Annotated in this window: 22 protein-coding genes and 1 other annotated feature; of the genes, 11 read left to right on the plus strand and 11 right to left on the minus strand. The window is 40.2% G+C overall.

Annotation, left to right across the window (positions count from 1 at the left end; all coding sequences use genetic code 11):
- The first annotated feature begins 6 nt into the window (after positions 1-6).
- The 8 genes from ACRYKC_RS16770 to ACRYKC_RS16805 all read left to right on the plus strand — a co-directional run bounded on the left by ACRYKC_RS16770 (position 7) and on the right by ACRYKC_RS16805 (position 7,088).
- Complete coding sequence (locus ACRYKC_RS16770) at positions 7-1,116, plus strand: nicotinate phosphoribosyltransferase (RefSeq protein WP_433808416.1); 1,110 nt, start codon at positions 7-9, stop codon at positions 1,114-1,116.
- 308 nt (positions 1,117-1,424) lie between these two features.
- Entirely contained in the window at positions 1,425-2,717 is a 1,293-nt protein-coding gene (gene murC, locus ACRYKC_RS16775) for a UDP-N-acetylmuramate--L-alanine ligase (RefSeq protein WP_433808418.1), read from the plus strand.
- Between the two features lie 202 nt (positions 2,718-2,919).
- Positions 2,920-3,336 carry a DUF948 domain-containing protein gene (locus ACRYKC_RS16780; protein ID WP_433808420.1) on the plus strand — a complete coding sequence of 139 codons (417 nt, stop codon included), beginning with the start codon at positions 2,920-2,922 and terminating at the stop codon, positions 3,334-3,336.
- Positions 3,337-3,351: 15 nt separating this feature from the next.
- Positions 3,352-3,786, plus strand: a complete 435-nt coding sequence (locus tag ACRYKC_RS16785; RefSeq protein WP_433808422.1) for a YtxH domain-containing protein — start codon at positions 3,352-3,354, stop codon at positions 3,784-3,786.
- 63 nt (positions 3,787-3,849) lie between these two features.
- The gene (gene ytxJ, locus ACRYKC_RS16790) at positions 3,850-4,173 is read left to right on the plus strand and encodes a bacillithiol system redox-active protein YtxJ (protein ID WP_433808424.1); all 324 of its coding nucleotides are present in this window, start codon (positions 3,850-3,852) and stop codon (positions 4,171-4,173) included.
- A gap of 269 nt (positions 4,174-4,442) precedes the next feature.
- Entirely contained in the window at positions 4,443-5,501 is a 1,059-nt protein-coding gene (locus ACRYKC_RS16795) for a bifunctional 3-deoxy-7-phosphoheptulonate synthase/chorismate mutase (RefSeq protein ID WP_433808426.1), read from the plus strand.
- A 236-nt stretch (positions 5,502-5,737) separates the two neighbouring features.
- Positions 5,738-6,736: a catabolite control protein A gene (gene ccpA / locus ACRYKC_RS16800; RefSeq protein ID WP_433808428.1), complete on the plus strand. Its 999-nt coding sequence runs from the start codon at positions 5,738-5,740 to the stop codon at positions 6,734-6,736.
- A gap of 103 nt (positions 6,737-6,839) precedes the next feature.
- Positions 6,840-7,088, plus strand: coding sequence for an OmpA family protein (locus ACRYKC_RS16805; protein WP_433808430.1), 249 nt, complete (start codon positions 6,840-6,842; stop codon positions 7,086-7,088).
- A gap of 75 nt (positions 7,089-7,163) precedes the next feature.
- Here ACRYKC_RS16805 and ACRYKC_RS16810 read toward each other — a convergent pair whose 3' ends face one another.
- From ACRYKC_RS16810 to ACRYKC_RS16825, 4 genes are all read right to left on the minus strand, one after another.
- Entirely contained in the window at positions 7,164-8,339 is a 1,176-nt protein-coding gene (locus ACRYKC_RS16810) for an acetoin utilization protein AcuC (protein WP_433808432.1), read from the minus strand.
- Positions 8,336-8,983 carry an acetoin utilization AcuB family protein gene (locus ACRYKC_RS16815; RefSeq protein ID WP_433808434.1) on the minus strand — a complete coding sequence of 216 codons (648 nt, stop codon included), beginning with the start codon at positions 8,981-8,983 and terminating at the stop codon, positions 8,336-8,338. The genes ACRYKC_RS16810 and ACRYKC_RS16815 overlap by 4 nt, the downstream gene beginning before the upstream one ends.
- Positions 8,984-8,988: 5 nt before the next feature.
- A complete protein-coding gene (locus tag ACRYKC_RS16820) occupies positions 8,989-9,636 on the minus strand; it encodes a GNAT family N-acetyltransferase (RefSeq protein ID WP_433808436.1) in 648 nt (215 codons plus the stop codon).
- Positions 9,637-9,771: 135 nt separating this feature from the next.
- Positions 9,772-13,023, minus strand: coding sequence for a transglycosylase domain-containing protein (locus ACRYKC_RS16825; RefSeq protein ID WP_433808438.1), 3,252 nt, complete (start codon positions 13,021-13,023; stop codon positions 9,772-9,774).
- Positions 13,024-13,149: 126 nt separating this feature from the next.
- Positions 13,150-13,357 (plus strand) — a binding site (T-box leader).
- 81 nt (positions 13,358-13,438) lie between these two features.
- Between ACRYKC_RS16825 and tyrS the strand changes: the two genes are divergently transcribed.
- Complete coding sequence (gene tyrS / locus ACRYKC_RS16830; protein WP_433808440.1) at positions 13,439-14,707, plus strand: tyrosine--tRNA ligase; 1,269 nt, start codon at positions 13,439-13,441, stop codon at positions 14,705-14,707.
- Positions 14,708-14,774: 67 nt separating this feature from the next.
- Here tyrS and ACRYKC_RS16835 read toward each other — a convergent pair whose 3' ends face one another.
- From ACRYKC_RS16835 to dcuS, 4 genes are all read right to left on the minus strand, one after another.
- Complete coding sequence (locus ACRYKC_RS16835) at positions 14,775-15,686, minus strand: AEC family transporter (RefSeq protein WP_433808442.1); 912 nt, start codon at positions 15,684-15,686, stop codon at positions 14,775-14,777.
- Positions 15,687-15,736: 50 nt separating this feature from the next.
- Positions 15,737-17,062, minus strand: a complete 1,326-nt coding sequence (locus tag ACRYKC_RS16840; protein WP_433808444.1) for a 2-hydroxycarboxylate transporter family protein — start codon at positions 17,060-17,062, stop codon at positions 15,737-15,739.
- Between the two features lie 141 nt (positions 17,063-17,203).
- Entirely contained in the window at positions 17,204-17,902 is a 699-nt protein-coding gene (locus tag ACRYKC_RS16845) for a response regulator (RefSeq protein WP_433808446.1), read from the minus strand.
- Positions 17,903-17,912: 10 nt separating this feature from the next.
- A complete protein-coding gene (gene dcuS / locus ACRYKC_RS16850) occupies positions 17,913-19,523 on the minus strand; it encodes a DcuS/MalK family sensor histidine kinase (RefSeq protein ID WP_433808448.1) in 1,611 nt (536 codons plus the stop codon).
- Positions 19,524-19,763: 240 nt separating this feature from the next.
- Between dcuS and ACRYKC_RS16855 the strand changes: the two genes are divergently transcribed.
- Positions 19,764-20,486 (plus strand): alpha/beta fold hydrolase, encoded by a 723-nt coding sequence (locus ACRYKC_RS16855; RefSeq protein ID WP_433808450.1) that lies wholly within the window; start codon positions 19,764-19,766, stop codon positions 20,484-20,486.
- 56 nt (positions 20,487-20,542) lie between these two features.
- Here ACRYKC_RS16855 and rpsD read toward each other — a convergent pair whose 3' ends face one another.
- Positions 20,543-21,145, minus strand: a complete 603-nt coding sequence (gene rpsD / locus ACRYKC_RS16860) for a 30S ribosomal protein S4 (RefSeq protein WP_433808452.1) — start codon at positions 21,143-21,145, stop codon at positions 20,543-20,545.
- A 347-nt stretch (positions 21,146-21,492) separates the two neighbouring features.
- On the minus strand, positions 21,493-21,972 hold the full coding sequence (locus ACRYKC_RS16865) for a GAF domain-containing protein (RefSeq protein ID WP_433808454.1): 480 nt from the start codon (positions 21,970-21,972) through the stop codon (positions 21,493-21,495).
- A 122-nt stretch (positions 21,973-22,094) separates the two neighbouring features.
- On the opposite strand from ACRYKC_RS16865, the gene refZ reads away from it, so the two are divergent.
- Positions 22,095-22,697 (plus strand): forespore capture DNA-binding protein RefZ, encoded by a 603-nt coding sequence (gene refZ / locus ACRYKC_RS16870; RefSeq protein WP_085029266.1) that lies wholly within the window; start codon positions 22,095-22,097, stop codon positions 22,695-22,697.
- Here refZ and hisJ read toward each other — a convergent pair.
- Positions 22,687-23,490, minus strand: coding sequence for a histidinol-phosphatase HisJ (gene hisJ / locus ACRYKC_RS16875; RefSeq protein WP_433808456.1), 804 nt, complete (start codon positions 23,488-23,490; stop codon positions 22,687-22,689). The genes refZ and hisJ overlap by 11 nt on opposite strands.
- Positions 23,491-23,533: the final 43 nt, after the last annotated feature.

The following is a 23,533-nucleotide window of genomic DNA, read 5'->3' on the forward strand; positions in this document are numbered from 1 at the left end:
AAAGTCATGAAGGAAATAGAACGTAAGCTGAACGGTGAAATCAGCCGCTTAACAAATAAAACATTTAAATTTGATGAACGTGTAGCTGAGGGATGGTTCTCTGCTGTCTATTTTTTAAAGACGAGAGATATAGTTGAGAAACACCTTCCAGATAATCATGTGACCATGCAATTCTTTCAGAAAGATGAAGCGGTATTGTGTGGCACAGATGAAGCGATTGCCCTTATCCACACGTTTGCTGAACATCCGGAAGAATTAGAGGTTCACTCATTAAAAGATGGAGATAAGATCAGCCCTTATGAAACGGTTATGACAATAACGGGTCCTTATCAGTATTTTGGCTTTCTAGAAGGCATTATAGACGGGATTTTAGCAAGACGGACTTCCGTTGCTACTAATGTTTATAATGTTGTCAAAGCTGCTCGATCCTCTGGTCGTCAGAAACCTATCATTTTTATGGGAGACAGGGATGATCATTTTACTCAACAATCTGGAGACGGATATGCGGCTTTCATCGGTGGATCTACGGCTCAGGCTACTCATGCCATGAACGAATGGTGGGGGAAAGAAGGAATGGGCACAATGCCTCATGCGCTTATCCAAATGTTCAAAGGGGATGTTGTCGAAGCGACGAGAGCTTATCAAACCCAGTTTCCAAATGATCAGTTAATGGCTTTGGTCGATTACAATAATGATGTCATCACAGATTCATTGAAAGTGGCTCGTGAATTCGGTGACGACCTTAAAGGCGTACGAGTGGATACATCCCGTAATTTAGTCGATAAGTATTTTTTACGGAATCAGCATTTAATGGGGACATTCGATCCTAGAGGCGTAAATCCTGAACTTATATTTGCTTTAAGACGTGCGCTTGATAAGGAAGGGTATCAGCATGTGAAAATTGTAGTTAGTGGAGGCTTCACTGAAGACCGTATTCGTTCATTTGAACAGAAAAAAGTTCCTGTGGACATGTATGGGGTAGGCGGTAGTTTGTTAAAGATAGGCATCGGTTTCACAGGAGATAATGTGTTCATTGATGGTGAGCCGGAAGCGAAAGAGGGGCGCCGCTATAAGCCTAATCCTCGCTTAGAATACGTCCAATATAATGAAGAATAAAAAAACTAGGCACCAGCGAAATTTATCGCTCGTGCCTTTTTTATGGTAGAAGAGGTTCTAATAATCATAAGCAAAGATTTTACATCTACTGCTTATAAGATATAATAATCTGTGGTAGAGACCTATCATTTTAATGACAATACAGTTACACAAAGGATGCAACTCTTTCTCTCTCAGTCGTTCCATGATAAGATGATATAGCGTTATGGAAAACCAAGCCTAATATGGCCGAAGACAAAATGGCAACTTAATGAAAGTTACATATACTATACTTAAAGTGACCCACTTTATTTTGGAGGTTCTTGTTTATGACAACTTACCATTTCATTGGTATCAAAGGAACAGGAATGAGTGCTCTTGCCCAGATTTTGCATGATTCGGGTAAGAAAGTTCAGGGATCTGATGTTGAAAAACAATTTTTTACTCAAGAAGTCTTAGAAGCTAAAAATATTGAAATTATGCCTTTCTCAAAGGACAATATTCATGGTGATCTAACCATTATTGCAGGAAATGCATTTGGAGATGACCATGAAGAAATAGAGGAAGCTAAGAAACAAGGCTTACCTTTCTATCGATATCACGAGTTCTTAGGGGAATGGTTACAGCAGTACACAAGTATTGCCGTAACTGGTGCACACGGGAAAACATCCACGACAGGTCTGCTTGCCCACGTGCTGTCTGAGAATTACCCGACTTCTTACTTAATAGGGGATGGAACTGGAAGAGGACATGAAGAAAGTCAATACTTTGCTTTTGAAGCGTGTGAGTACCGCCGTCACTTCCTCGAATATCATCCTGACTATGCGATTATGACTAATATCGATTTTGACCATCCTGATTATTTCTCAAGTGTCGAAGACGTTTTTGATGCCTTTCAGCAGATGGCAAAACAGGTGAGAAAGGGAATCATTGCCTGTGGGGATGACGAGCATCTTCAGCATATTCAAGCAAATGTGCCTGTCGTATATTATGGACTACAGGATACGAATGATTTCCAGGCTCAAAACATTCGTGAAACGACTGAAGGAACGGTATTTGATGTATTTGTTAGAAACAACTTTTACGACACGTTCACCATTCCTCAGTTTGGTAACCACAATGTTTTGAACGCCCTTAGCGTCATTGCAATATGTCATTATGAAAATATGTCCCCTGATCAGATTAAAAAGCTTTCTACCTTTAGAGGTGTGAAACGCCGGTTTACTGAGAAGGAGTGGAATAAACAGGTGTTGGTTGACGATTATGCCCACCATCCGATTGAAATTACGGCTACAATCGATTCAGCTCGTAAAAAATATAAAGATCGGCCGGTTGTTGCGATCTTTCAGCCACACACGTTCACAAGAACAAAAACATTCCTGAACGAATTTGCGGATAGTTTGGAACAGGCAGATCATGTGTACCTTTGTGATATTTTCGGGTCAGCAAGAGAAAATGAAGGAAAGCTGACTATTGAAAATTTACAGGAATTGATTCCACAGTCTGAGGTACTGCAAATTGATGATATTGATCGTTTGAAGACCTATGGTAATGGAGTTTTATTATTCATGGGAGCAGGAGATATTCAGAAATTCCAAAAAGCTTATGAAGCTTTAAATTAGGAAAAAAGTGCGGGTTCGATAAGGATCCGCACTTTTCTATTTACATCTTATTAATCAAATTTACAGAACTTGAGAATAATTAAAGGATATTTGCATCTATGTATCGAATAAAAGCTTTTATAGAGATATCCGTTTAAAATTAGACAAAGATGGGTATTTACTAAAATGTAAAAATTACATACTGAAGGAGTGTGCAGGGGGAATGATTTTAATTCTTTACATTGCTGCATTAATTGCTGCAGTGGCTTTTGCTGTTCTCGTCATTTTCTTGGCAAGGACACTAACAGCTGTGCGTCGCACCATGAACAACGTTGCTGACACACTTGAAGGTGTGGAGAAGCAAATGGAGGGGATCACCCTCGAAACAACAGCGCTCTTGAACAAAACAAATAAATTAGCCGAAGATGTCGGAGAAAAATCTCAGAAGCTGAACACTCTGGTTGATGGCGTCAAAGGCATAGGAGACACTGTTCAAGAGTTTAATGAATCCATTAGATCCGTGTCCAGAGGGCTGACAAAGTCAGCGGACAGTAACACGGATACAGCGGCCCAGGCCATGAAATGGGGGCAAGTGGCCATTAATTTATGGAAGAAAGCTAAAAAAGAAGAAGTAAAATAATGAGGAGGAATTTTGATGAGTGTAAAAAACAACAATAATGGGAATGGCAGAGATTTTGTTCTAGGTTCACTAATCGGAGGTCTTGTAGGAGCTGTAGTCGCATTGTTATTCGCTCCTAAATCCGGCCGCGAACTTAGAGATAACATTAACGAAAGTTCCAGTGAATGGAGAGAGCGAGCTGGGGAATGGAAAGACGTAGCTTACGAAAAGAGCGGGGAATGGAAAAACCGTGCAGTGGAATCTTCTTCTCAACTCTCTAAAAATGTTTCAGAAAAATCACAGCAACTAGGATCGAAAGTGAAGGATTCAACGAAATCCCTGCAAGACCGTTTCCGCAGTAACGAAGATGATGAAGCAGAAAAAGCAGCACAGGAAGTAGCAGAGGCTATTGAAGAAGCTGCACAAGAGCTTGAAAGACAACAAGACTCTACAACATCCTCTAACATTTAATTAAGTGCCAAATAGTGGAGGCCTACAAGCCTCCACTATTTTTATACGGTAAGGAGGCAACCGATGAATCAACAGGTACTGTACTCAGAAGACGAATTTAACAATCTTTTAAAAACGAAAGAAGAATTTTTTCTCTTAAAACACAGTTTGACTTGTCCGATCAGCGCAGCTGCAAGAAGTGAATACGAGAAGTTTCAATCAACCGCTTCTGTCCCTTGTTACATTCTACATGTCCAGGAGTCAAGACAGCTTTCAAATAGCATTGCAAAAGAGTTTCAAGTACGTCACGAGTCTCCTCAAGCTTTATTATTCAAGAATGGTAAGGTGGTTTGGCATGACAGCCATGGCTCAATAACTGAAAGTCGATTGAGAACATTTGTAGAGTAAAGCCGTGCATATAAAATGCACGGCTTTTTTCTTTGGAATGAGATTTCAAGAAGAAGGAACACAGAAGTATCTTTATGTGCGAAATCTTAGCGTTCTTAAGCACATATGTAGTTGTGAAAATCATCAAAGGTATTATTTTCTTTATTTTTATTAATGAAAGCCCTTTCAAAGGGTGACAAGATTCTAAATTTTAGCTATAATTGCCCTAATTATCATCTAAAGTAACACTATTCATCACAAACATACACTAACAGGAGGGGGACGAAAATATGAGTAACGAAAAACTCGACCAATTGCGTAGCCAATTAGACGACGTTAATTTACAACTTTTGAATTTAATTAATAAACGCGGTGAATTGGTAAAGGATATTGGTAAAATCAAAGAACAGCAGGGGATGAATCGTTTTGATCCTGTTAGGGAAAGAGCAATGTTAGATCATCTTTCTAAACATAACGAGGGGCCGTTTGAAGATTCAACGGTCGTTCATCTATTCAAAGAAATCTTCAAGGCTGCTTTAGAGCTTCAAGAAGACGATCATCGAAAAGCATTATTGGTTTCTAGAAAGAAAAAACCAGAAGACACGATTGTTGAAATCAATGGTGAACAAATTGGTGACGGAAATCCTCACTTCATCATGGGCCCTTGTGCTGTAGAGAGTTATGAACAAGTATCTACGGTAGCCAAGGCTGTTAAAGATCAAGGTCTTAAGCTGCTTCGAGGTGGTGCCTTCAAACCACGTACATCACCTTATGACTTCCAGGGGTTAGGTATAGAAGGGTTAAAAATGCTAAAACAAGCAGCGGATGAAAATGACTTAGCTGTAGTAAGTGAAATTGTTAATCCTGCTGACCTTGAAGAAGCACTCGACTACCTGGATGTTATTCAAATCGGAGCTCGTAACATGCAAAACTTTGAACTTCTAAAAGCTGCAGGCTCTGTTAACAAACCTGTTTTATTGAAGCGCGGAATGTCAGCTACTATTTCTGAATTCATCAATGCAGCAGAATACATTATTTCCAGAGGGAACGAAAATATTATCCTATGCGAACGTGGAATTCGAACATACGAAAAAGCCACTCGTAATACATTGGATATTTCCTCTGTACCAATTTTGAAGCAGGAAACACACTTACCTGTCATGGTGGACGTTACCCACTCAACTGGAAGAAGAGATCTACTGTTACCAGCAGCTAAAGCTGCATTAGCGATCGGCGCGGACGGCGTCATGGCTGAGGTTCACCCAGACCCAGCTGTAGCATTATCAGATTCCGCACAGCAGATGGATATTCCGACATTCGAAACCTTCATGAAAGAGTTAACAAAATAATTGATTTGTGATAAGTTAGGCTAGAAATTAGCCTGACTTATTTTTTTTGCTGTCTAGGAAAATATATAAATAGGTCCTTTAAAGAACACTTGAGTTTTTTCCTAAAACGTTATCCGTTATAATGTTAAAGTATCTTAGTAATGTATATACATGAGCATTGCGGAACAGCGCTATCTATCGTATGATTAACTTTATAAATAAGTCGTACTACTGGATTCGACAAAGGAGGAAGCAAGATGAATGTAACAATATATGATGTAGCGAGAGAAGCGAATGTTTCTATGGCTACTGTCTCAAGAGTAGTGAATGGAAACCCGAATGTTAAACCTGCAACTAGGAAAAAGGTACACGATGCAATTGAGCGTCTTGGCTATCGTCCTAATGCTGTAGCCCGAGGATTAGCGAGTAAAAAGACTACAACGGTCGGAGTCATCATTCCAGATATCTCAAGTATCTTTTTTGCGGAATTAGCTAGAGGGATTGAAGATATAGCGACGATGTACAATTATAATATCATCTTAAGTAATTCTGATCAGAATAAAGATAAAGAACTTCACCTTATTAATGCTATGCTAGGAAAACAAGTAGATGGCCTTGTGTTTATGGGGGGAAAAATTACAGAGGATCACATTCGTGAATTTAAAACTGCCTCTGTACCGATCGCACTAGCAGCTACAGTAGATGAGAGTGAAGAAACTCCAGCTGTAAACATTAATTATGAGCAAGCGGCTTATGAAGCTACAGAGTTGCTTCTATCTCATGAGAATAAGCATGTAGCATTTGTAGCAGGCCCTGAGGATACGGTTATCAATGATCAGAAACTTAAAGGATATAAACGTGCGATGAAAGATCGCGGTAATGATCCTGAAAAATGGATTGTAAGCGGTGATTATTCGTATGATTCAGGTATTGAGGCATTGGACCAGCTTTTAGAATTAGATGAGAAGCCTACAGCTGTGTTCGTATCATCTGATGAGATGGCCTTAGGAGTTATTCACGGGGCTCAGGACAAGGGAATCCGAGTACCAGAGGACTTGGAAGTGTTCGGATTCGATAACACTCGTTTAGCTACGATGGTGCGTCCAACTCTTTCTACAGTTGTTCAGCCTATGTATGATATCGGAGCGGTTGCGATGCGTCTGCTAACAAAACTGATGAACAAAGAAGAAGTGGAAGAGCAAAACGTCATCTTACCTCACCGAATTATCGAAAGAAACTCAACTCAGCAGAAATAGTGCCGATAGTGAAAGTAAACTGTGTCTGTACTTAATCGATACGGGCAAGACCATTCTTATTAAAAGTAGGGACTCTACTAAAGAAAATCCGAACTTTGTAAAGGTGGAAGGCAACACGGATAGTCATCAAATATCTACCTGCCGATATCCATGCAATTGGGAACTCTCTGCTGCAAGGGCAAGCAGTCTAATTAGATACCTGCTCTCAAATACGGCAGAGCTTAGCCCTGAGCGAATTATTGCCTTGGCTTATGGAAAAACCAAGCAGGTAGCACTGAACGATTCAGAACAAAACTGGAGAAAAAATCGCAGGGGAGAAATTGTGAGCCTTAATCCTGTGATTGACAGTTAGATTTTTAAAAGGCCACTACACGAACTGTAGTGGCCTATTTGTGAAATTGCAAACTATGTTACGGCGTAGTGATTTCTAGAAAGAGTTGTTAAACCTTTTTTGGTTAAGTATAAGTTGTAAAGACTTTTCGAGTATTTTAGCATTCTTTTCTTCAATCTCTTTCCGTCTTGGTATAGGTTTGTAGCTTCCATCCGGATCATGCCAATACTCGGGTAGAGGAACTGGAGACTCCTTTTGCCATTTTTCTAGCCACTTCTCTGGCAGATTACCTTCGAAAGGGATGTCGTCACACATGACTTTCCAAATTTGAGCCCAAGCTCTGGGCACAACACGCCATATGTCATAACCCCCGCCGCCAAGAGCAATCCAACGCCCCTCGCAATATTTATGAGCTAGTTCATGAGCTATTTGTGGAATTTTTTCATAGATCTTCATCGTAGAGCTTAAATGAGTGAGAGGGTCTAAAAAATGGGCGTCTGCGCCATTTTGAGTTACGATTACATCTGGTTTAAAAAACTCCACAACTTCTCTGAGGGCAGATTCATATACGTAAAGAAAAGATTCATCTTCTGTAAATGCATCAATAGGAAGGTTAAATGAATAACCGTATCCTTCTTTTAAGCCCCGCTCATTTACATTTCCTGTACCAGGAAACAAATACCTTCCTGTTTCATGGATGGAAAATGTGCAAACATTAGGATCATCATAAAACGCCCATTGCACACCATCGCCATGGTGTGCGTCTGTATCTACATATAACACCTTATAATCGTATTTTTTTTGAATGTATTTGATCCCAACAGCTCCATCATTATAAATACAAAAACCTGATGCCTTCCTTTCAAAACCGTGGTGGAGGCCACCACCGAGATTCAAAGCATGCTGCACATGGCCTTCGAGTACAGCATCAATGGCAGAAAGAGTACTGCCCACTAACAGCTTCGAAGCTTCGTGCATACCTTCAAACATGGGTGTATCCTCTGTCCCAATCCCAAATTCCATTCCTTCTTCTTCCGAAAGCATCCCTTTACTAGCTTTTTGAACAGCTTGTATATAGGTTTTACTGTGCGCAAGTGCCAATTCATCTTCTGTTGCAAGTCGAGGTGAGATCAAATGGGTGTCAAGTAAGGCTTGACTGTTTTCCAACAGCTCTTTAGTCAAAATAACTCGCATCTGATTGAAAGGGTGGTCATCCCTAAAACGATAAGTTGTAAACTTGTCCGAAAAAACGAAACCAGCATGACAGCTCATGATTGCATCCCTGGCATTTTTGGCCACAGCACTTCGTAGCCTTCTGATTTCAAGTCTTCGATAGTAGGTAGCGGGTTCATCGTCTGTATACGAACTACAATGATTTTGTACTTCGGATCCGGCTTATATGGATAAATTAAAACAGAGCTGATGTTAACCTTTCTTTTCCCGAAAACTTGGGTGACCTGGGGAAGGATCCCCGGTTTATTAATGACCTTTACCTCAATCTGAGAACTTTGAACATGAGTTCCTGTCAACTGTATAAGCGTGTAAAGCATATCTTTCTCCGTAATAATACCCACGAGGATATCATTTCTAGTTACTGGTACACATGCGATTTCCTGCTCGTAGAATATAGAAGCCACTTCCTCCACGAAATCTAAAGGATGGACAGTAGTAACAGGAGAAGTCATGATAGATTCAATTGGATTTTTTAATTCCTCTGGATCCGTATCCTTTTCAAAAATGGAAGGACTGGCATCTCTCACATCACGGTCAGATACAATCCCAATTACTCTTTTTTCATCATCCACGATAGGAAGGTGCCTAATATGATTCTCATGCAGTAATTTGAGAGCGGTTTCAATTGTGTCCTGGGCTGTTAACGTAATAACGTCCGTCTTCATTACCTCTTCCACTAACATAACGACTACCTCCTTGATTCACGATACTGATGCCTTGTTAGAAAGCGAAGGCGATCAAATTGTTCAACTGATGATTGTGGTACATTCTTCCCGATTCTCACCATTAAGCAGTTTGCAGGGTGTGAGATGATTTCAGGATCATCTGTAGGAGAGGGAGTTAAGCCACCTGCGGACATCATTTTTTCCATGACTTTACGATAATCCCAAATATTCAGTCTTGTCCCTTTTAAATCCCAATGCCAATAGTATTCAGTAGAAATAATAATATAGTTCTCCATGTAGTCATCTCTCATGGAGAGTTCAAGCAGACGCGAACCAATACGGTAGCCTCTGAATCCCGGAATGACTTCAATGGCACCAAGCTCGATCAGATCTTCCATATTCCCTTCTGACCACCGTTCAAGTGGATCGGGGTGTAAATAAGTTACATATCCAATAATGTTTTCGTTATGTCTCGCGATGATGATTCGTCCTTCTTCGAAATCTGCAATTTTCTTAATGGCATCAAACTGTTTTTCGGAAGGGCGAAAGGCTGTAAGTTTTTCATCAAAGGTGTAGTTTGCCATATCTTCAGAAGTTACAGGTCCTTCAATTACAACTGGACCATGCTCAGAGTCGAATGTTTCAAAATTATAGGTCTTTTCATGCTTCATTCACTCACCACCTGACAGAATTAGTAGAAAATTATGGCTTTTTATTCATTATACATGATATAGATAGAATTTAAATTAACCTTGGAGAATAAAAAACTCCAATCTTTAAAAAAGATTGGAGTCTTAGTAATCAATTTAGTTTTCATCAGAACCTTCGTCACCAGATCCTCCGCTTTCGGAGCCGTCATCGCCGGAGTTGTCACCTCCGGAACCTTCGTCGTCAGATCCTCCATCATCGGATTCACTCCCGCCTGAGTCTTCTCCGCCAGTGTTACCGGAATCATCTCCGCTGGAGCTTCCATCGTCAGATCCTTGGTCCCCTGAGCCTTCTCCGCTGGAACCACCGTTGTCAGACCCTTCGCTGCCCAAATCGTCATTATCGGAAGAACCGCTATCTGAGTTACCATCGCCGGACCCTGAATTTCCTGAATTAGTGTCATTGGAACCGTCATTATTAGACCCATTACTGTTAGACCCGTTGTTATTGTTTCCTTGACTTTGTTCAGGTTCGGGTTCAGGTTCAGGTTCGGGTTCAGGTTCGGGTTCAGGTTCCGGGGCAGGTTCAGGCTCAGGTTCAGGAGCCCCGGGATTACCCACAGTCGCTGTCGAAGATAATCCTGATGATTCTCCAAAGTAGTCCACCGCTCTGACTGCATAAATGCCTTCTTCTCCTGAGAAACTTAACGATGTACTAACGGTACTGCCTATAAGTGAGAATGACCCACCAGGGGAAGACGCTTTATAGACTCGATAACCAACTACATCACTGCTCGCAGAGGCACTCCAATCAATGGTAGAACCACTTGCTGATACAGAGCCTGGAGTTGAAGGTGCCTGTCCATCATTGTCGATTGAAGATTTTGTTGAACCAATCGAGCTGGATGATGGTAGGGCTACATTTGACCATGAGCCTGAATTAGGTAGCAATTCTTTTAATACCTCTTTACTTGTATATCCTTTGTCCTCAAGGAATTCAGGGCTCAAGGTTACGCCGCCTTGGTCCATAATGAACTCTCTAGGGGTGTTAGGCCCTGCCACGACCAATTGATCTTTAACTTTTACAAAATCGCCACTTATTAGGCTGTCGTCTACTTTGGTAGGCGCGTATTCATCATTGTAAATGTCGCTGCGTGACAACCCTACTGATGAACATAAGTCAGAAGCTAGTAAGCCAGATGTTGCACAGTAGCTACGTGTAACAATTCCCTCAGGGCTTTGGAAGCCGCTGTCTGGGATCATTACGTCTGGACGAACTTCAGAAGCTGCATTGACGACATCTGCCCAAATAGACTGAGTACGGCTGTAATAGCTATTATCTATTCGCTCCTCTTCACCAAACCCAGTCCACGTTCCAACAGTAACATTTGAGTTTGTTGCAACAAACCAGGAGTCTCGCCTAAATTGAGACGTACCAGTTTTTCCTGCCCAATCGACACCTGGATTTGATAGCCTGCCTCGAACTGCAGAACCTGTGCCGTAATCCAGGACATCCCTCATCATATCTATGGTAAGGTAGGATGTTTGTGGACTAAACACCTCTGTTTTTTCAGCTTTATGTTCGTAAACGACTTCTCCATCTCTCGTTTCAATTTTATCGATCATATAAGCATCAACGAAGTTACCTGAGTTAGCAAAAGTAGCATAAGCATTGGTTGTTTGTTCAAGTGTAGGAGATTCTCCTGCGAACGAACCTAATGCTGTTGACGGGTTGGTATAGTCATCATCCTCAGTAACATTAATCCCCATTTTTTCTAAATAGTTCTTAACAGGGTTCTGGTTAAGAATTTCTACATAAGTTTTAACAGCAGGGATATTGTAAGATTTTGCTAATGCATATCGCGCACTTACCAAACCGTGGTGAGTTTTAGAATAGTTTTCTAGCTCATCGTTTGTGCCTGGGTATTCGTAAGGAACATCGGCGATCACCGAGCCAGGTTGGGCGGCACCCAAGTCAAGTGCTGGTCCATAAACTAGAATCGGTTTAGCTGTACTTCCTATGGATCTATGTGCTTCAGTTGCGTGATTTAATTGTTCTTTCTCAAAATCCGCCCCGCCTATAAATCCTAAGATTTTTCCGCTGGAATTTTCGATAACCATACTAGCCAATTGAAGTGGGAGTGTCATAGCTTCTCCATCTTCAGTTTTCTTAATCTCACTTTGCTGTGTTGGCCAGTAACGATCGCTTTGAGTATAGGAATCTCTTACATTTTGTAAAGCATCATAGACTCCTTTATCTATTGTTGTATGAATCTTGTAACCGCCTGAGGCTAAACGGCGTTCTGCTAGAGTATAGTATTCTTCCGCTAGCGCATCGTCCTCTTTTAGATCCTTTTCAGTATGTCCATTTTCTTTCAACAGCTGCTTTCTGATGATTTCTTTAGCTCTATTCTCAATTTCTGGAGTTAAAGCTGGATACCTTGAATTAGCCGATTTTGTATCTTCTGCAAGGTTTTCTTTCGTAAGCTTAAATTTGAGTGCTTCATCATATTCAGCTTGTGTGATGTACTCTGCTTCATACATTCGTTCCAGTACTTCATGCATGCGGTCTAACCCTGGTTCTAAAGCTTCCTTCGATTTGAGTGAACCATCGTTATTGAATGGAGTGTAAGCAAAAGGGGCTTGTGGAAGGCCTGCGATGAAAGCAGATTGAGCGATGGACAATTCACTTGCCTTAACGCCAAAAATTCCTTCAGCAGCTGTTTGGGCTCCTGCTACATTCTGACCGTTCGTATTTCTTCCAAAGGGTACGATATTTAAGTAAGCTTCTAAGATTTCATCCTTTTCGAAGAACCGTTCTACTCTAAGGGCTAGAAGCATTTCCTTAGCTTTCCGTTCAAAGGAGACTTCATTAGTGAGGATTTGATTTTTAACGATTTGCTGGGTCAGGGTACTTCCTCCGGTTTTTACCGAGGAGTTTGTCACTTCCTGTACGATTGCTCGCATGACCGCTTTTGGAACAACACCGTTATGTTCGTTAAAATATTCGTCCTCTGTAGCAATGACGGCATGTTTCAGATGGTCGCTAATTTGGTCCAATTGCACTTCTTCACGATAAAGGTCCGATTGTACTTTACCTAGCATCGTTTCTTCATCGTTAAAATAAATCTCTGAAGTTTCAGCATAATTGTAGATACTATCTTTCATTTCTGCTTCACTTCTAATAGATTCATCTTTCACAAGAGAGGCAAAATAACCAGCACCGACACCTCCAGCAAAAAAGAGACCAATTACACCAATGATGATGAAAAATAAGATAACGTTCCAAACGACATCAAAGGTGATCCGTGAGTTTCTTTGGATTTTTCCTTTTTGCCATAAAGTGATAAAAGTCGACTTTAATGACTCAAAATCCAGTTTATTTCGTCCGTTCTTCTGGTTATTAGACATAATAATACCTCCTAAAAAATCCACTCTATATTATAACACAGGCCCTTCAGTTAGGACATATTTCCAAGCGCGATTTTTATTGCTTTTTACTTATAGATGTGATAAATATAGTACTACACAGTTTATAATCGTGCGTTGAAGGATTGGAGTAGAAAACAAATCACTGGTACAGAGAGCTGACGGCTGGTGCGAGTCAGTACAAATTTGTTTTTGAATTACGACCTGGAGCATTCTTCTGGTATGAATCAGAAGACGGTGATATAAAGCCGTTATCTATAGAAGTGGCACTAAATGTGCAACAAGGGTGGTACCGCGAAGAGACCTCGTCCCTTTTTCAGGGAGGAGGTCTCTTTTTTTATTGCTCAATTCTAATTGATAATTGCCATGCATGAAAAAGACAGAAGGAGTGAGGGAAATGGATTTATTGAAGGATTTACATCAAAGAGGACTTGTGAATCAAATAACCGATGAAGAAGGTCTTGAAAAGCACTTGAAGGAAAACCAAGTGACTTTATACTGTGGGTTTGACCCTACTGCAGACAGCCTTCACATTGGTCACTTGCTTCCAATATTGATGCTCAAACGTTTCCAGAAGGCTGGACATCGTCCGATTGCTTTAGTCGGCGGAGGTACAGGAATGATCGGTGACCCAAGTGGACGGTCTTCGGAAAGGCAATTGAATGAAGCGAGTGTAGTAAAAGAGTTCAGTGAAAGAATTAAGGATCAGCTTGCAAAGGTCTTGAACTTCGAAGAAGGAGAAAACGCTGCTGTAGCTCGAAATAACCACGAGTGGTTATCACAAATGACAATCATCGATTTTTTAAGAGACACGGGAAAGCATTTCGGAGTCAATTACATGCTAGCTAAAGATTCTGTTGAGTCAAGAATCGAACAGGGAATCAGCTTTACAGAATTCAGTTACATGATTCTTCAATCCCTTGACTTTCAGAAGCTTTACGAAAAAGAGAACTGTACGCTGCAAATTGGAGGAAGTGACCAGTGGGGCAACATTACCGCAGGTCTTGAGTTGCTTCGCCGTACAGCTGCAGGCGAACAAGAAGTGAAAGCTTACGGAATGACTATGCCTCTAATTACGAAGGCAGATGGGACTAAATTCGGTAAAACAGCAGGTGGTGCGGTTTGGTTAGATCCTGAGAAAACGTCCCCTTACGAGTTCTACCAGTTCTGGATTAATGCTGATGACCGCGACGTTATCAGATTCTTAAAATACTTCACGTTCTTGAGCATGGAGGAGATCTCTGAGTTAGAAAAAGAGGTAGAAAACCAGCCAGAAAAACGTGTGGCTCAGCGACGTCTAGCTGAAGAGATGACAAAACTTGTACACGATGAAGAAGCTTTGAACCAAGCAGAAAGAATTACTGAGGCCCTCTTCAGTGGAGATATCAAAACGCTTAGCGGTAAGGAAATCGAGCAGGGATTTAAAGATGTTCCTGCCTTCACTTCTGAAGTGAAAGACCCACAATTGCTTGATCTATTAGTGGAAGCGGGGATCTCTTCTTCCAAGCGTCAGGCAAGAGAAGACATTAGTAATGGAGCTATCTACATTAATGGAGAGCGCAATCAGGATATGAAGCATACCATTAATGAGAATGACCGAATTGAAGATCGTTTTACAATTATTCGCAGAGGGAAGAAGAAATACTTCCTTATTCGTTACAAATAACTAGAAAAGGCCTCACAGGCTCTGTACTGTGAGGCTTTTTCTTGAATATCCATAAAACCCAAATATCTTATACAGCACCTACCAGCCATAGAAGAAGTGGAACAGTGACAACACTGATTAAAGTTGAAGAAAAGGTACTATAGGATACAAGTTGCGGGTCAGTATTGTATTGTAGAGAATAAAGGGTAGTATTTGCCGCAGTGGGCATTCCAGCAAGTACTACCAAAATACCTGCAAGCACGGGATCGACGCCAATTATGGAAGTCAGTATCACGGCAATAACAGGTGATAATACTAATCTGATAGAATTAATTGTTACAAGATCAACCCTTTTGACAGTTGCTTTGTTTAGAGCAGCAAGCTGCATTCCTAATACAAGCATGATCGTAGGAATAGTAGCATCAGCAACAAGATTTACAGCTTGCATAATAAATGTCGGAACAGTCCAATCAAATAACTGGGTGGATAACCCAAGAATAACAGCATGGTTAATGGGCATACGCATGATTTTTACAAGCGATTCTTTCATAGTATGGGTGCTATAGCTGCTCCCTTTTGCAGCATAATAAAGACCCACGGTATTCATCAATAAGGATTGAATGACCATCATGATGATGGCATATTTCACTCCAGCTTCCCCATAAGCGAATAAAATAATAGGAACTCCATAATTACCGCTATTCATAAAAACACTTGATAAGATAAAAGCCGAGGATTTGGACCTCGGCATTTTCTGGATTCTAGTTACGAGAGTTACGATAACGATGAGTATCAACATTAAACCTAAACAAAACAAGACGATATAAAAGTAATCTAATGTCACGTCGTTATTGTAAAAGGTACGAAAAGCTAGAAAGGGGTACATTAAATAAAGACCAGCTGTCGAAATTGATTTTCGGTCGAAGCCTATTTTTTTCTGTCCAATATATCCTATCGAAAAAATAATAAATGCTGGCAGGACAATAAGAATTACTTCCATTAGCTTTCAGCCTCTCAAATTCTATATGCGGTATATTTTTTAGATCTTTGCTAAAATAGTGGAATAATTAATCCAGCGAGTAAGAGAATTATGGCGCCGCCTAACCGAGAGGAAATTTGTGCAAAAGGCATAAGTTCCATTCTCTTTGAAGCAGAAAGTACGGCCACGTCGCCTGTCCCGCCCATATTAGCCATACACAACCCAGCGGTAATAGCTGATTCGATAGGATAAAATCCAACAAGTTTCCCAAGGAGGCCAGCACCAAGAATGGCTCCAAATACTACTCCAAAAACGGTCAAAATGTACTGTAGGGTCAATGCCTGTAGTACTGTACTTAAATCTGTATAGGCAATACCGATACCAAACAACAAGGCCAGTGTCCAGTTGGAAGCTACGAACTTATACCACTGGCTCGCTCCCTCGACTACATTTTTAGGAATAAGATCAGCGACTTTAGCTATGGCAACAATAATTATCATAAGGGCGTAGGGGTGAAGTGGGATGTAATCTCCTAATAAACCTCCTACAGCGAAAAATGTAATAGCTGCTAGAAGTCCAATTCCCATCTTCTGAATGTCATATGAATGCTTTTCTTCTTCGTATTTAAAACCACTGATCAATCTGCCGTTACCTGTCAGAGAAGGAACTTTGGACCCAAGAAGATTAAGTATACTTGCTAATACGATTGCAAATACATTACCTAAAGCCAAGGCAGGAACTAGAATGGAAATATAGTAGCTTGGATCATTGCCCATGATCTCAGAATAAATTTGGCTCATAGGAACAGCTCCGGCTCCCATTCCTCCACCCATAATTGGCATAGTGATAACTAACACAGCATCTCTTAAAGAAAATCCCGCAAGGCTTCCTAATAACCCCGCAATAAGCACGGCGCCAACAATAGCTCCAAAAATAGGAATGAAATATCGTAATCCAACTTTTACAAGTATTCTTTTGTTCATCCCCAAGATACTGCCTGTAATTAAAGCGGCAATATAGAAGTTCAAGAATCCACCGTCTTTCATGAACTGAGTCATAGTAGTTACAGATTCCCCGGGTAGCCATCCCATATATACCATGAATGCAGCTCCAAAGATAGCCACGATCGCACCCCCGCCTAAAAATGTTTTTACTATAGGCGTGTTGTCACCAATCCAACCAAATAATTCGCCTAAAACCATCATTAAGAGTAAGCTTCCGATCATTCCTCCAGGCAAATTACCTGTGTACAAACTGATAAGTGTTATTGCTCCAAAGATCCCGAACCATATAGCTGGCATTCCAAAGATAGAAAATGATTTCTTCTGTGGTGTTTCTTCCGTTAACGTGTGTTCTTCCTGCTGAGTATAATCCAAATTTCTGGCTGTTTGTGCCATTAATAACACTCCTTTTGTAGAATTAAAGTAAACGCTTTCAGTTGATTGAGTTCATCATAAGAAAGTTACTGAGATTTTCATATGATTTGTAAGTATTGATAGTATTGTAATTAAAAAAAGCAGCCGTTAAGGGCTGCTTTTTTAAAGGTAAGGATTTAATACAGATGAATTATGTTTTTTTAGGCGGTACTGATAGATAGGTCTTCCGACACCGTAAACCAGGTCTTCTTCCAAGTAGTTGATTTCTTTTAAAAACTTTAAATATTTCCTTACTGAAACTCGCGATACATTTGTCGACTCTGCGATCTCTCCAGTAGAGAAGGGGGAAGGAGAATGAGATATGATAGATTGTTGAATTGTTTTGAGAGTGTTCTTTGTTAATCCCTTAGGCAACACTTTTGTAGAAGAATGGCCATTTGGAGAATCTTTCGCTTTTTGGAGGAGTCTATCCAACTCCTTCTGACTGATTTTATCCTTTTGGAGGAAAGTTGAGCGGCTGTTTTTATACTCGTTAAGAGCTTCGCAAAACCTTTCGTACTCAAAAGGCTTAATTAAATAGTCGATAATACCAAGTCTTAAAGAATTTTGTATCTGATCAATTTGGGAAGCGGCTGTAATTAGGATGACATCAATATCTTTATTCTGTTGACGGATCTTCCTTAATAAATCAATGCCATTTAAACCAGGCATATATACGTCTAACAATAGTAAATCTACTTTGTTCTGCTCTAAGTATTCTAAAGCGTCTTCAGCATTTGAAGCAGTGTTTATCAGCTGAAACCCCTCTATTTTATTTAAATATTGTTTGTTTAGTTCAGCAACCATAGGGTCATCTTCCACGATGAGTGTTCTAATCAATTTCCGATACCTCCTCGTCATAAGGAATAATAATCGTGAATATTGAACCAGCATCAGGCGAGGACTTTAATTCAATAGAACCTTCTAATTTTTCTACACTTAGCTTGGTTATATGAAGACCAAAGCCCCGATCTTTTCCTTCTTTAGTGGATATTCCTTTCTCAAAGATGACTTTCTGCTCTTCCTCTGGAATACCTGTCCCATTATCTTTAACAACAATGGTGAGGAGTTCATCTATTACGGAAAGATTGACGGAAACTTCCTTAATGCCCTTCATCATAACACTTTCTACTGCATTATTAATCAAGTTGCCAAGGATCGTGATTAGTTCATGGGTAATACTATTGTCACGTGGAACAGGAATTTCAGTTTCGCAGTTAATTTTCAAGTGGACTTGGGCTTCTCTTGAGTAACTCATTTTACCAATCAAAAAGCCAGCGAATACGGGATCTTTTACATAACGGGTTATATTCCCCACTTCGTGGGTGGAGTGGTCTACCAACTGATTAATATAGTGATTAACCTGCTCATAATTTTCCATCTTGATCATTCCTAATATAACGTGAAGCTTGTTCATGAATTCATGGGACTGTGCTCTTAGAGTATCGGCATACATTTGAACTCCGGTTAACTGTTCAGCTAGTTGGTTCACTTCTGTTTTATCTCGAAAAGTCGCAATGGCACCGATCGTATGATTATTAATGACTAACGGGACTCGGTTTGTAATAACTGAAACACCATTAATCCATTGTTCTTTATCAATATCACTTTCTGTGTCTGTAAGAACCTGGTCCAGCTTGGTACCTGGAAGAAAATCTTGAATTTTCATTCCGAGCGGGTCTTTTCTGCCTAGGCCAGCTTTTTCAAAAATTTGACGTGCAGATTTATTTACCAGTAAAATCTTTGCTTCGTTATCGATAGCTATGATGCCTTCGTGTACAGAGTGCAGCATTTGGTTTCTTTCCTCGTGGATTCTGGCAATGGCATGAGGTTCAAGCCCGAAAAGGCTCCTTTTTATATAATTGGCAAGAAGGAATGCACCGATGATACCAACCATTGCGCCCAAAATAGAACCTATTAAGATCTGTTTTTGACTCCGTTGAATAGAAGCCTCTACAGCTTCTAAGGAAATACCTACGGAAACTGCACCCAATTGGTTTCCATTATCATTATAGACTGGTGTAAAAGCTCGTAATGATTTACCTAATGTACCTGTGGATCGAGATGTATATTCTTCACCCTGTAAAACCCTTTTTTCATCGCCTCCTACAAAATGGTTCCCGATTCGTTTCGGGTCAGGGTGAGAATAGCGTATACCCTCTAAATCCATCACAACAACGAACATCACATCAGATGCTTTTTGTATGGTCATTGCGTAACTCTGAATACTTTCCTCTGTCTTTTTCCCTTGTAAGCGTTTTTCAACAACGGTCGATTCAGCTACAGTTCTCGCTACAGTCATTGCCTTTTCCTGTAAATGAGTCTCAATATTCTCTGTAGTCGTATTTCTAATCAATAAACCAGTGATTAACAATGAAACTGATACTACAAGGCATACGAAAAGAATGATAATTGTACGTAATTTTAAACGGGATTTGTACATACAGCCACCTCTGGATGAAGAATGAAAGGGTACCAATGAATTCTAAATATTGTGTAAAAGTATATCGCTTTTTTAGATAACCTTCAAAGGGAGCAAGGGGATCATACAAAATCATGAGAAATGAGTGGAAAATAATAGGTAAGGGATAGATAAATAAAACTAGAGGTTAGGGTAATTGTGCAAAGTTATATATAATGAGTGAAGGAGTGTGAAAATAACCGTTAAAGGAAATGTTAAAGTATGAAAAATCTCATTAGATATGGTTTGTTCATATTTGTATCTCTTATTATAATTCTGGGATTAGGTTTTTACGTTTGGTCCCAAATAACCTATAAACCTTCTAAGGAACTTGATCAATTAGTTCAAGAGGTGAGTGATGAAGAGGGGTGGGTCATTTACAAGCCAGAAGAAAGCAAAAAGACGGGGATTATTTTATATCCAGGTGCAAAAGTAGAGCCAGAAGCTTACAGTTACATTGCTGAGAAGCTTTCAAACAAAGGGTACCTTGTAGGGATCCCTGATGTAATGTTGAATTTACCAATGTTCAATATAAATAAGGCAGAAGAAGCTATTAATAAATATAAGTCGATTGAAAAATGGTATGTTGGAGGCCATTCTCTAGGAGGCGTCTCTGCGGCCTCTTTCGCTCAAAGTCATCCTGAAAAGGTGGAAGGTCTTATTTTCTTAGCTTCGTATCCTAGTAAAGGGAATAGCTATGCTGATTCTGATCTACCGATGTTATCCATTTTTGCTGAAAATGATGGGCTCTCAACTGTAGAGGAAATAAAAGAAAAGGAGTCGTTGTTATCTGATAAAGCGGTATTTTACGAGATAGATGGAGGGAACCACGCGCAATTCGGCGTGTATGGTTCTCAAAAAGGAGATGAAATGGCTGCTATTCCAGTAGAAAAACAGCAGAATATTATTGTGAATGTTATTTTTGACTGGCTTGAAGATCAGTAAGTCTATATAAAAAATAAAAAACCCATCGCAACAGCGATGGGTTTTCAATAAACTTATTAACGAGAGTAGAACTCAACGATAAGAGCTTCATTGATTTCAGAAGGAAGCTCAGAACGCTCAGGGAAACGAGTGTACGTTCCTTCACGCTTGTCTTCGTCGAAAGTAAGGTATTCTGGAACGAAGTTGTTCACTTCGATAGCCTCTTCGACAACGTTAAGTTTCTGAGATTTTTCACGAAGTCCGATAACTTGACTAGGAGCTACGCGGTAAGATGGGATATCAACGCGTCCACCATCAACAGTAACGTGACCGTGAGTAACTAGCTGACGAGCTTGATTGCGCGTACGAGCTAGGCCTAGACGGTAAACGATGTTATCCAAGCGAGATTCAAGAAGGATCATGAAGTTCTCACCGTGGATACCTTTCATGTTACCAGCTTCTTCGAATAGACGACGGAATTGACGCTCAGTCAAACCGTACATGAAACGAAGCTTCTGCTTCTCTTGAAGCTGAAGACCATATTCAGAAAGCTTTTTACGTTGGTTTGGACCATGTTGTCCTGGAGCGTAAGGGCGCTTTTCTAGTTCCTTACCTGTTCCACTTAAAGAAATACCATAGCGACGTGACTTTTTCCAAGTCGGACCTGTATATCGTGCCATTGGGATTTCCTCCTTTTTATTTTATTTCGCATAAAATAAAAACAGTGTGTCCTTGTAACGTTGCTCATTATGTTTTCATGCACCATCGCTCCAGCAGCAGAGAGTTACACGATGCACCTCATAATAGAGGAACAAAATGATGACAACGCCGGCTCACATAGGCTGCCATTTATTTTACACAACGACCATTATAATTTTTTTATTATAGGAAGTCAAGGGGAAATGATAGAAAGATATTAATAGACCACTCTTGTCTAATGCTAATTAAGGAATACGACAATGATCACTGAAACTTAGCAAAGGTCGGAAAAAACCTTCGCTAATTTAAAACAAGGGTTTTCTCAAGGTTATAGGTGGTTCTGAAGTATTTCAACAAACTTAGTTAAAAATTCCTCATCCACCTCATCGAAGCGGCCTTTTGAGGGACTGTCTATATCCAAGACACCGTATACTTCATTATTTTTGTATATAGGAACTACGATTTCTGATTGGCTGGCTGCGTCACATGCGATATGACCAGGGAAAGCATGGACGTCTTGGACACGTTGAACTTTTCTTTCAGCAATCGCGGTTCCGCAAACTCCCTTGCCTGAAGGAATGCGAACACATGCTGGGAGGCCTTGGAAGGGTCCAAGTACCAGCTGGTCTTGTTTCCATAAATAGAAGCCCACCCAATTGACGTCATCTAAGAATTGATTAAGCAGGGAAGATGCGTTAGAGAGGTTAGCAATATCATCTTCTTCATCTTCAATCAAAGCTTTTAGCTGTTTGAGAAGAAGGTCGTAATTTTCGTGCTTTGTGCCAGTATATAATTCAGATTGGAACATAGAAATACCTCCTTGGTAATGTGGATTCGACAAAAACCCTAGAGGACATGTCGGTATTTGATGTACGATTAAGGAAGGATTCCTTCTACCAATAACGAATAAGTCCAAGAGGGGGAAAAAGGATGAACCGACAGAATGACACACGTCAAAAAGTGCTAGATGTTGCCTGCCGCCTTTTTTATAGTAAAGGATTCAACGGAACCTCTGTAAGAGACATTGCTAAAGAAGCGAATGTTAACGTTTCATTGATCTCCTATTACTTTAAGAGTAAACAAGGTTTGTTTGAGTCTTTGGCTATCAGCTATTTTGAACCTTATTTAGATATTCTTGAGAATGAATACTACTCAGAAGTCGATGAACGACTGGAGTCATTAGTGAGAAAAATTCTACATTACAATCAAACAAATTATCAACTATCCTGTTTGTTGTATCGTGAGCTTTCTTTGAATACAGTTTTTGCGAGAGAAATGCTTGTCACTTATCTTGCAAAAGAAAATCATCTGCTCACACAGATTCTTTTTGGCAAGTCTTCTCAGATGGAAATAACTTTTAAGGAAAAACTCTGCCTTCTCCAGCTGAAAGGTTTGCTGAACGCACCATTGATGATGCCGCATGAGTTTAAAGATCCATTCATCACAGAGGCATCCATTAATCACTTTGTTGAGGTCTACAGTGAATTGATGACTTCCTATAAATCAGTACAAAAACTCGCAGCTAAAGCGTAAGGATTTCAGTGTTTACTTGCTGGAAACCTTGTTTAAGACCTGTAAATTTATGAGCGTCAGACCCATAGATTAAAGGAATTCCCATAGCAGAAGCCTGCTCGGCAATTTTTAGAGGCGGGTAGGTTTCTTTGCAATGGGGTTTTTGTGTTCCAGCTCCATTGTAATCAAGCTGCAGACCTTCATCCTTAATCTTCTTTAACAATTCAACAGCACTGTTCTCCCATCCTTCAGGAGAAGGGAATAAATTTTGAAACTTTTTTACAAGCGTCATATGACCAATTCGTTTTGGTTTATACGCGCCCAGGTCTGCGCTCACTGATTTGGTCAATGCGTCGAAATACCTTTGATACAGAAGCTTGTTGCTGCCAAGATCCCTCATTAAGGATTCATACATTTCTGGACTGTAATCGAGACAAAACCATTGGTCTTGTCCTTTTAAAAAGTGAACGGATAAAATGCTGTCGTCCATTTGAGGACCGTACGTATCTAAAAACTTCTCTATTTCCTTTTCAAATCCTTCAATGTAATCCATCTCGAATCCTATAAAAATATCTATGTCCTTTTTGTATTCGCCTTGAAGCTTTTTAAGGTCGGAGATATAACCTTCAACGTCTTCCATTTTCATTCCACTGTCTTTGGAGGGAACAGGATCTTTAAAAGATTCAGGTAATGGAGCGTGTTCGGTGAATGTCATCGTCTTATATCCTAATTCAATTCCGTGTTCAATATAGGATGAGAACGAGTCTCGCGTACCGTGTGGACAATAGGGAGAATGGATGTGTCCGTCTCTCATTTTGAAATCTCCTTTTTAAATTGAATTTTTTGTCAAAACGCTA

Source organism: Halobacillus sp. A1-3 (assembly GCF_050971765.1).
Taxonomy (GTDB): Bacteria; Bacillota; Bacilli; order Bacillales; family Halobacillaceae; genus Halobacillus; species Halobacillus mangrovi_B.

What these genes read in the sequence shown, in the direction of transcription:
- ACRYKC_RS16770 (WP_433808416.1), top strand. Translation starts at nt 7, where the DNA reads ATGAAGGAAATAGAACGTAAGCTGAACGGTGAAATCAGCCGCTTAACA.
- murC (WP_433808418.1), top strand. Translation starts at nt 1,425, where the DNA reads ATGACAACTTACCATTTCATTGGTATCAAAGGAACAGGAATGAGTGCT.
- ACRYKC_RS16780 (WP_433808420.1), top strand. Translation starts at nt 2,920, where the DNA reads ATGATTTTAATTCTTTACATTGCTGCATTAATTGCTGCAGTGGCTTTT.
- ACRYKC_RS16785 (WP_433808422.1), top strand. Translation starts at nt 3,352, where the DNA reads ATGAGTGTAAAAAACAACAATAATGGGAATGGCAGAGATTTTGTTCTA.
- ytxJ (WP_433808424.1), top strand. Translation starts at nt 3,850, where the DNA reads ATGAATCAACAGGTACTGTACTCAGAAGACGAATTTAACAATCTTTTA.
- ACRYKC_RS16795 (WP_433808426.1), top strand. Translation starts at nt 4,443, where the DNA reads ATGAGTAACGAAAAACTCGACCAATTGCGTAGCCAATTAGACGACGTT.
- ccpA (WP_433808428.1), top strand. Translation starts at nt 5,738, where the DNA reads ATGAATGTAACAATATATGATGTAGCGAGAGAAGCGAATGTTTCTATG.
- ACRYKC_RS16810 (WP_433808432.1), bottom strand. Translation starts at nt 8,339, where the DNA reads ATGAGCTGTCATGCTGGTTTCGTTTTTTCGGACAAGTTTACAACTTAT.
- ACRYKC_RS16815 (WP_433808434.1), bottom strand. Translation starts at nt 8,983, where the DNA reads ATGTTAGTGGAAGAGGTAATGAAGACGGACGTTATTACGTTAACAGCC.
- ACRYKC_RS16820 (WP_433808436.1), bottom strand. Translation starts at nt 9,636, where the DNA reads ATGAAGCATGAAAAGACCTATAATTTTGAAACATTCGACTCTGAGCAT.
- ACRYKC_RS16825 (WP_433808438.1), bottom strand. Translation starts at nt 13,023, where the DNA reads ATGTCTAATAACCAGAAGAACGGACGAAATAAACTGGATTTTGAGTCA.
- tyrS (WP_433808440.1), top strand. Translation starts at nt 13,439, where the DNA reads ATGGATTTATTGAAGGATTTACATCAAAGAGGACTTGTGAATCAAATA.
- ACRYKC_RS16835 (WP_433808442.1), bottom strand. Translation starts at nt 15,686, where the DNA reads ATGGAAGTAATTCTTATTGTCCTGCCAGCATTTATTATTTTTTCGATA.
- ACRYKC_RS16840 (WP_433808444.1), bottom strand. Translation starts at nt 17,062, where the DNA reads ATGGCACAAACAGCCAGAAATTTGGATTATACTCAGCAGGAAGAACAC.
- dcuS (WP_433808448.1), bottom strand. Translation starts at nt 19,523, where the DNA reads ATGTACAAATCCCGTTTAAAATTACGTACAATTATCATTCTTTTCGTA.
- ACRYKC_RS16855 (WP_433808450.1), top strand. Translation starts at nt 19,764, where the DNA reads ATGAAAAATCTCATTAGATATGGTTTGTTCATATTTGTATCTCTTATT.
- rpsD (WP_433808452.1), bottom strand. Translation starts at nt 21,145, where the DNA reads ATGGCACGATATACAGGTCCGACTTGGAAAAAGTCACGTCGCTATGGT.
- ACRYKC_RS16865 (WP_433808454.1), bottom strand. Translation starts at nt 21,972, where the DNA reads ATGTTCCAATCTGAATTATATACTGGCACAAAGCACGAAAATTACGAC.
- refZ (WP_085029266.1), top strand. Translation starts at nt 22,095, where the DNA reads ATGAACCGACAGAATGACACACGTCAAAAAGTGCTAGATGTTGCCTGC.
- hisJ (WP_433808456.1), bottom strand. Translation starts at nt 23,490, where the DNA reads ATGAGAGACGGACACATCCATTCTCCCTATTGTCCACACGGTACGCGA.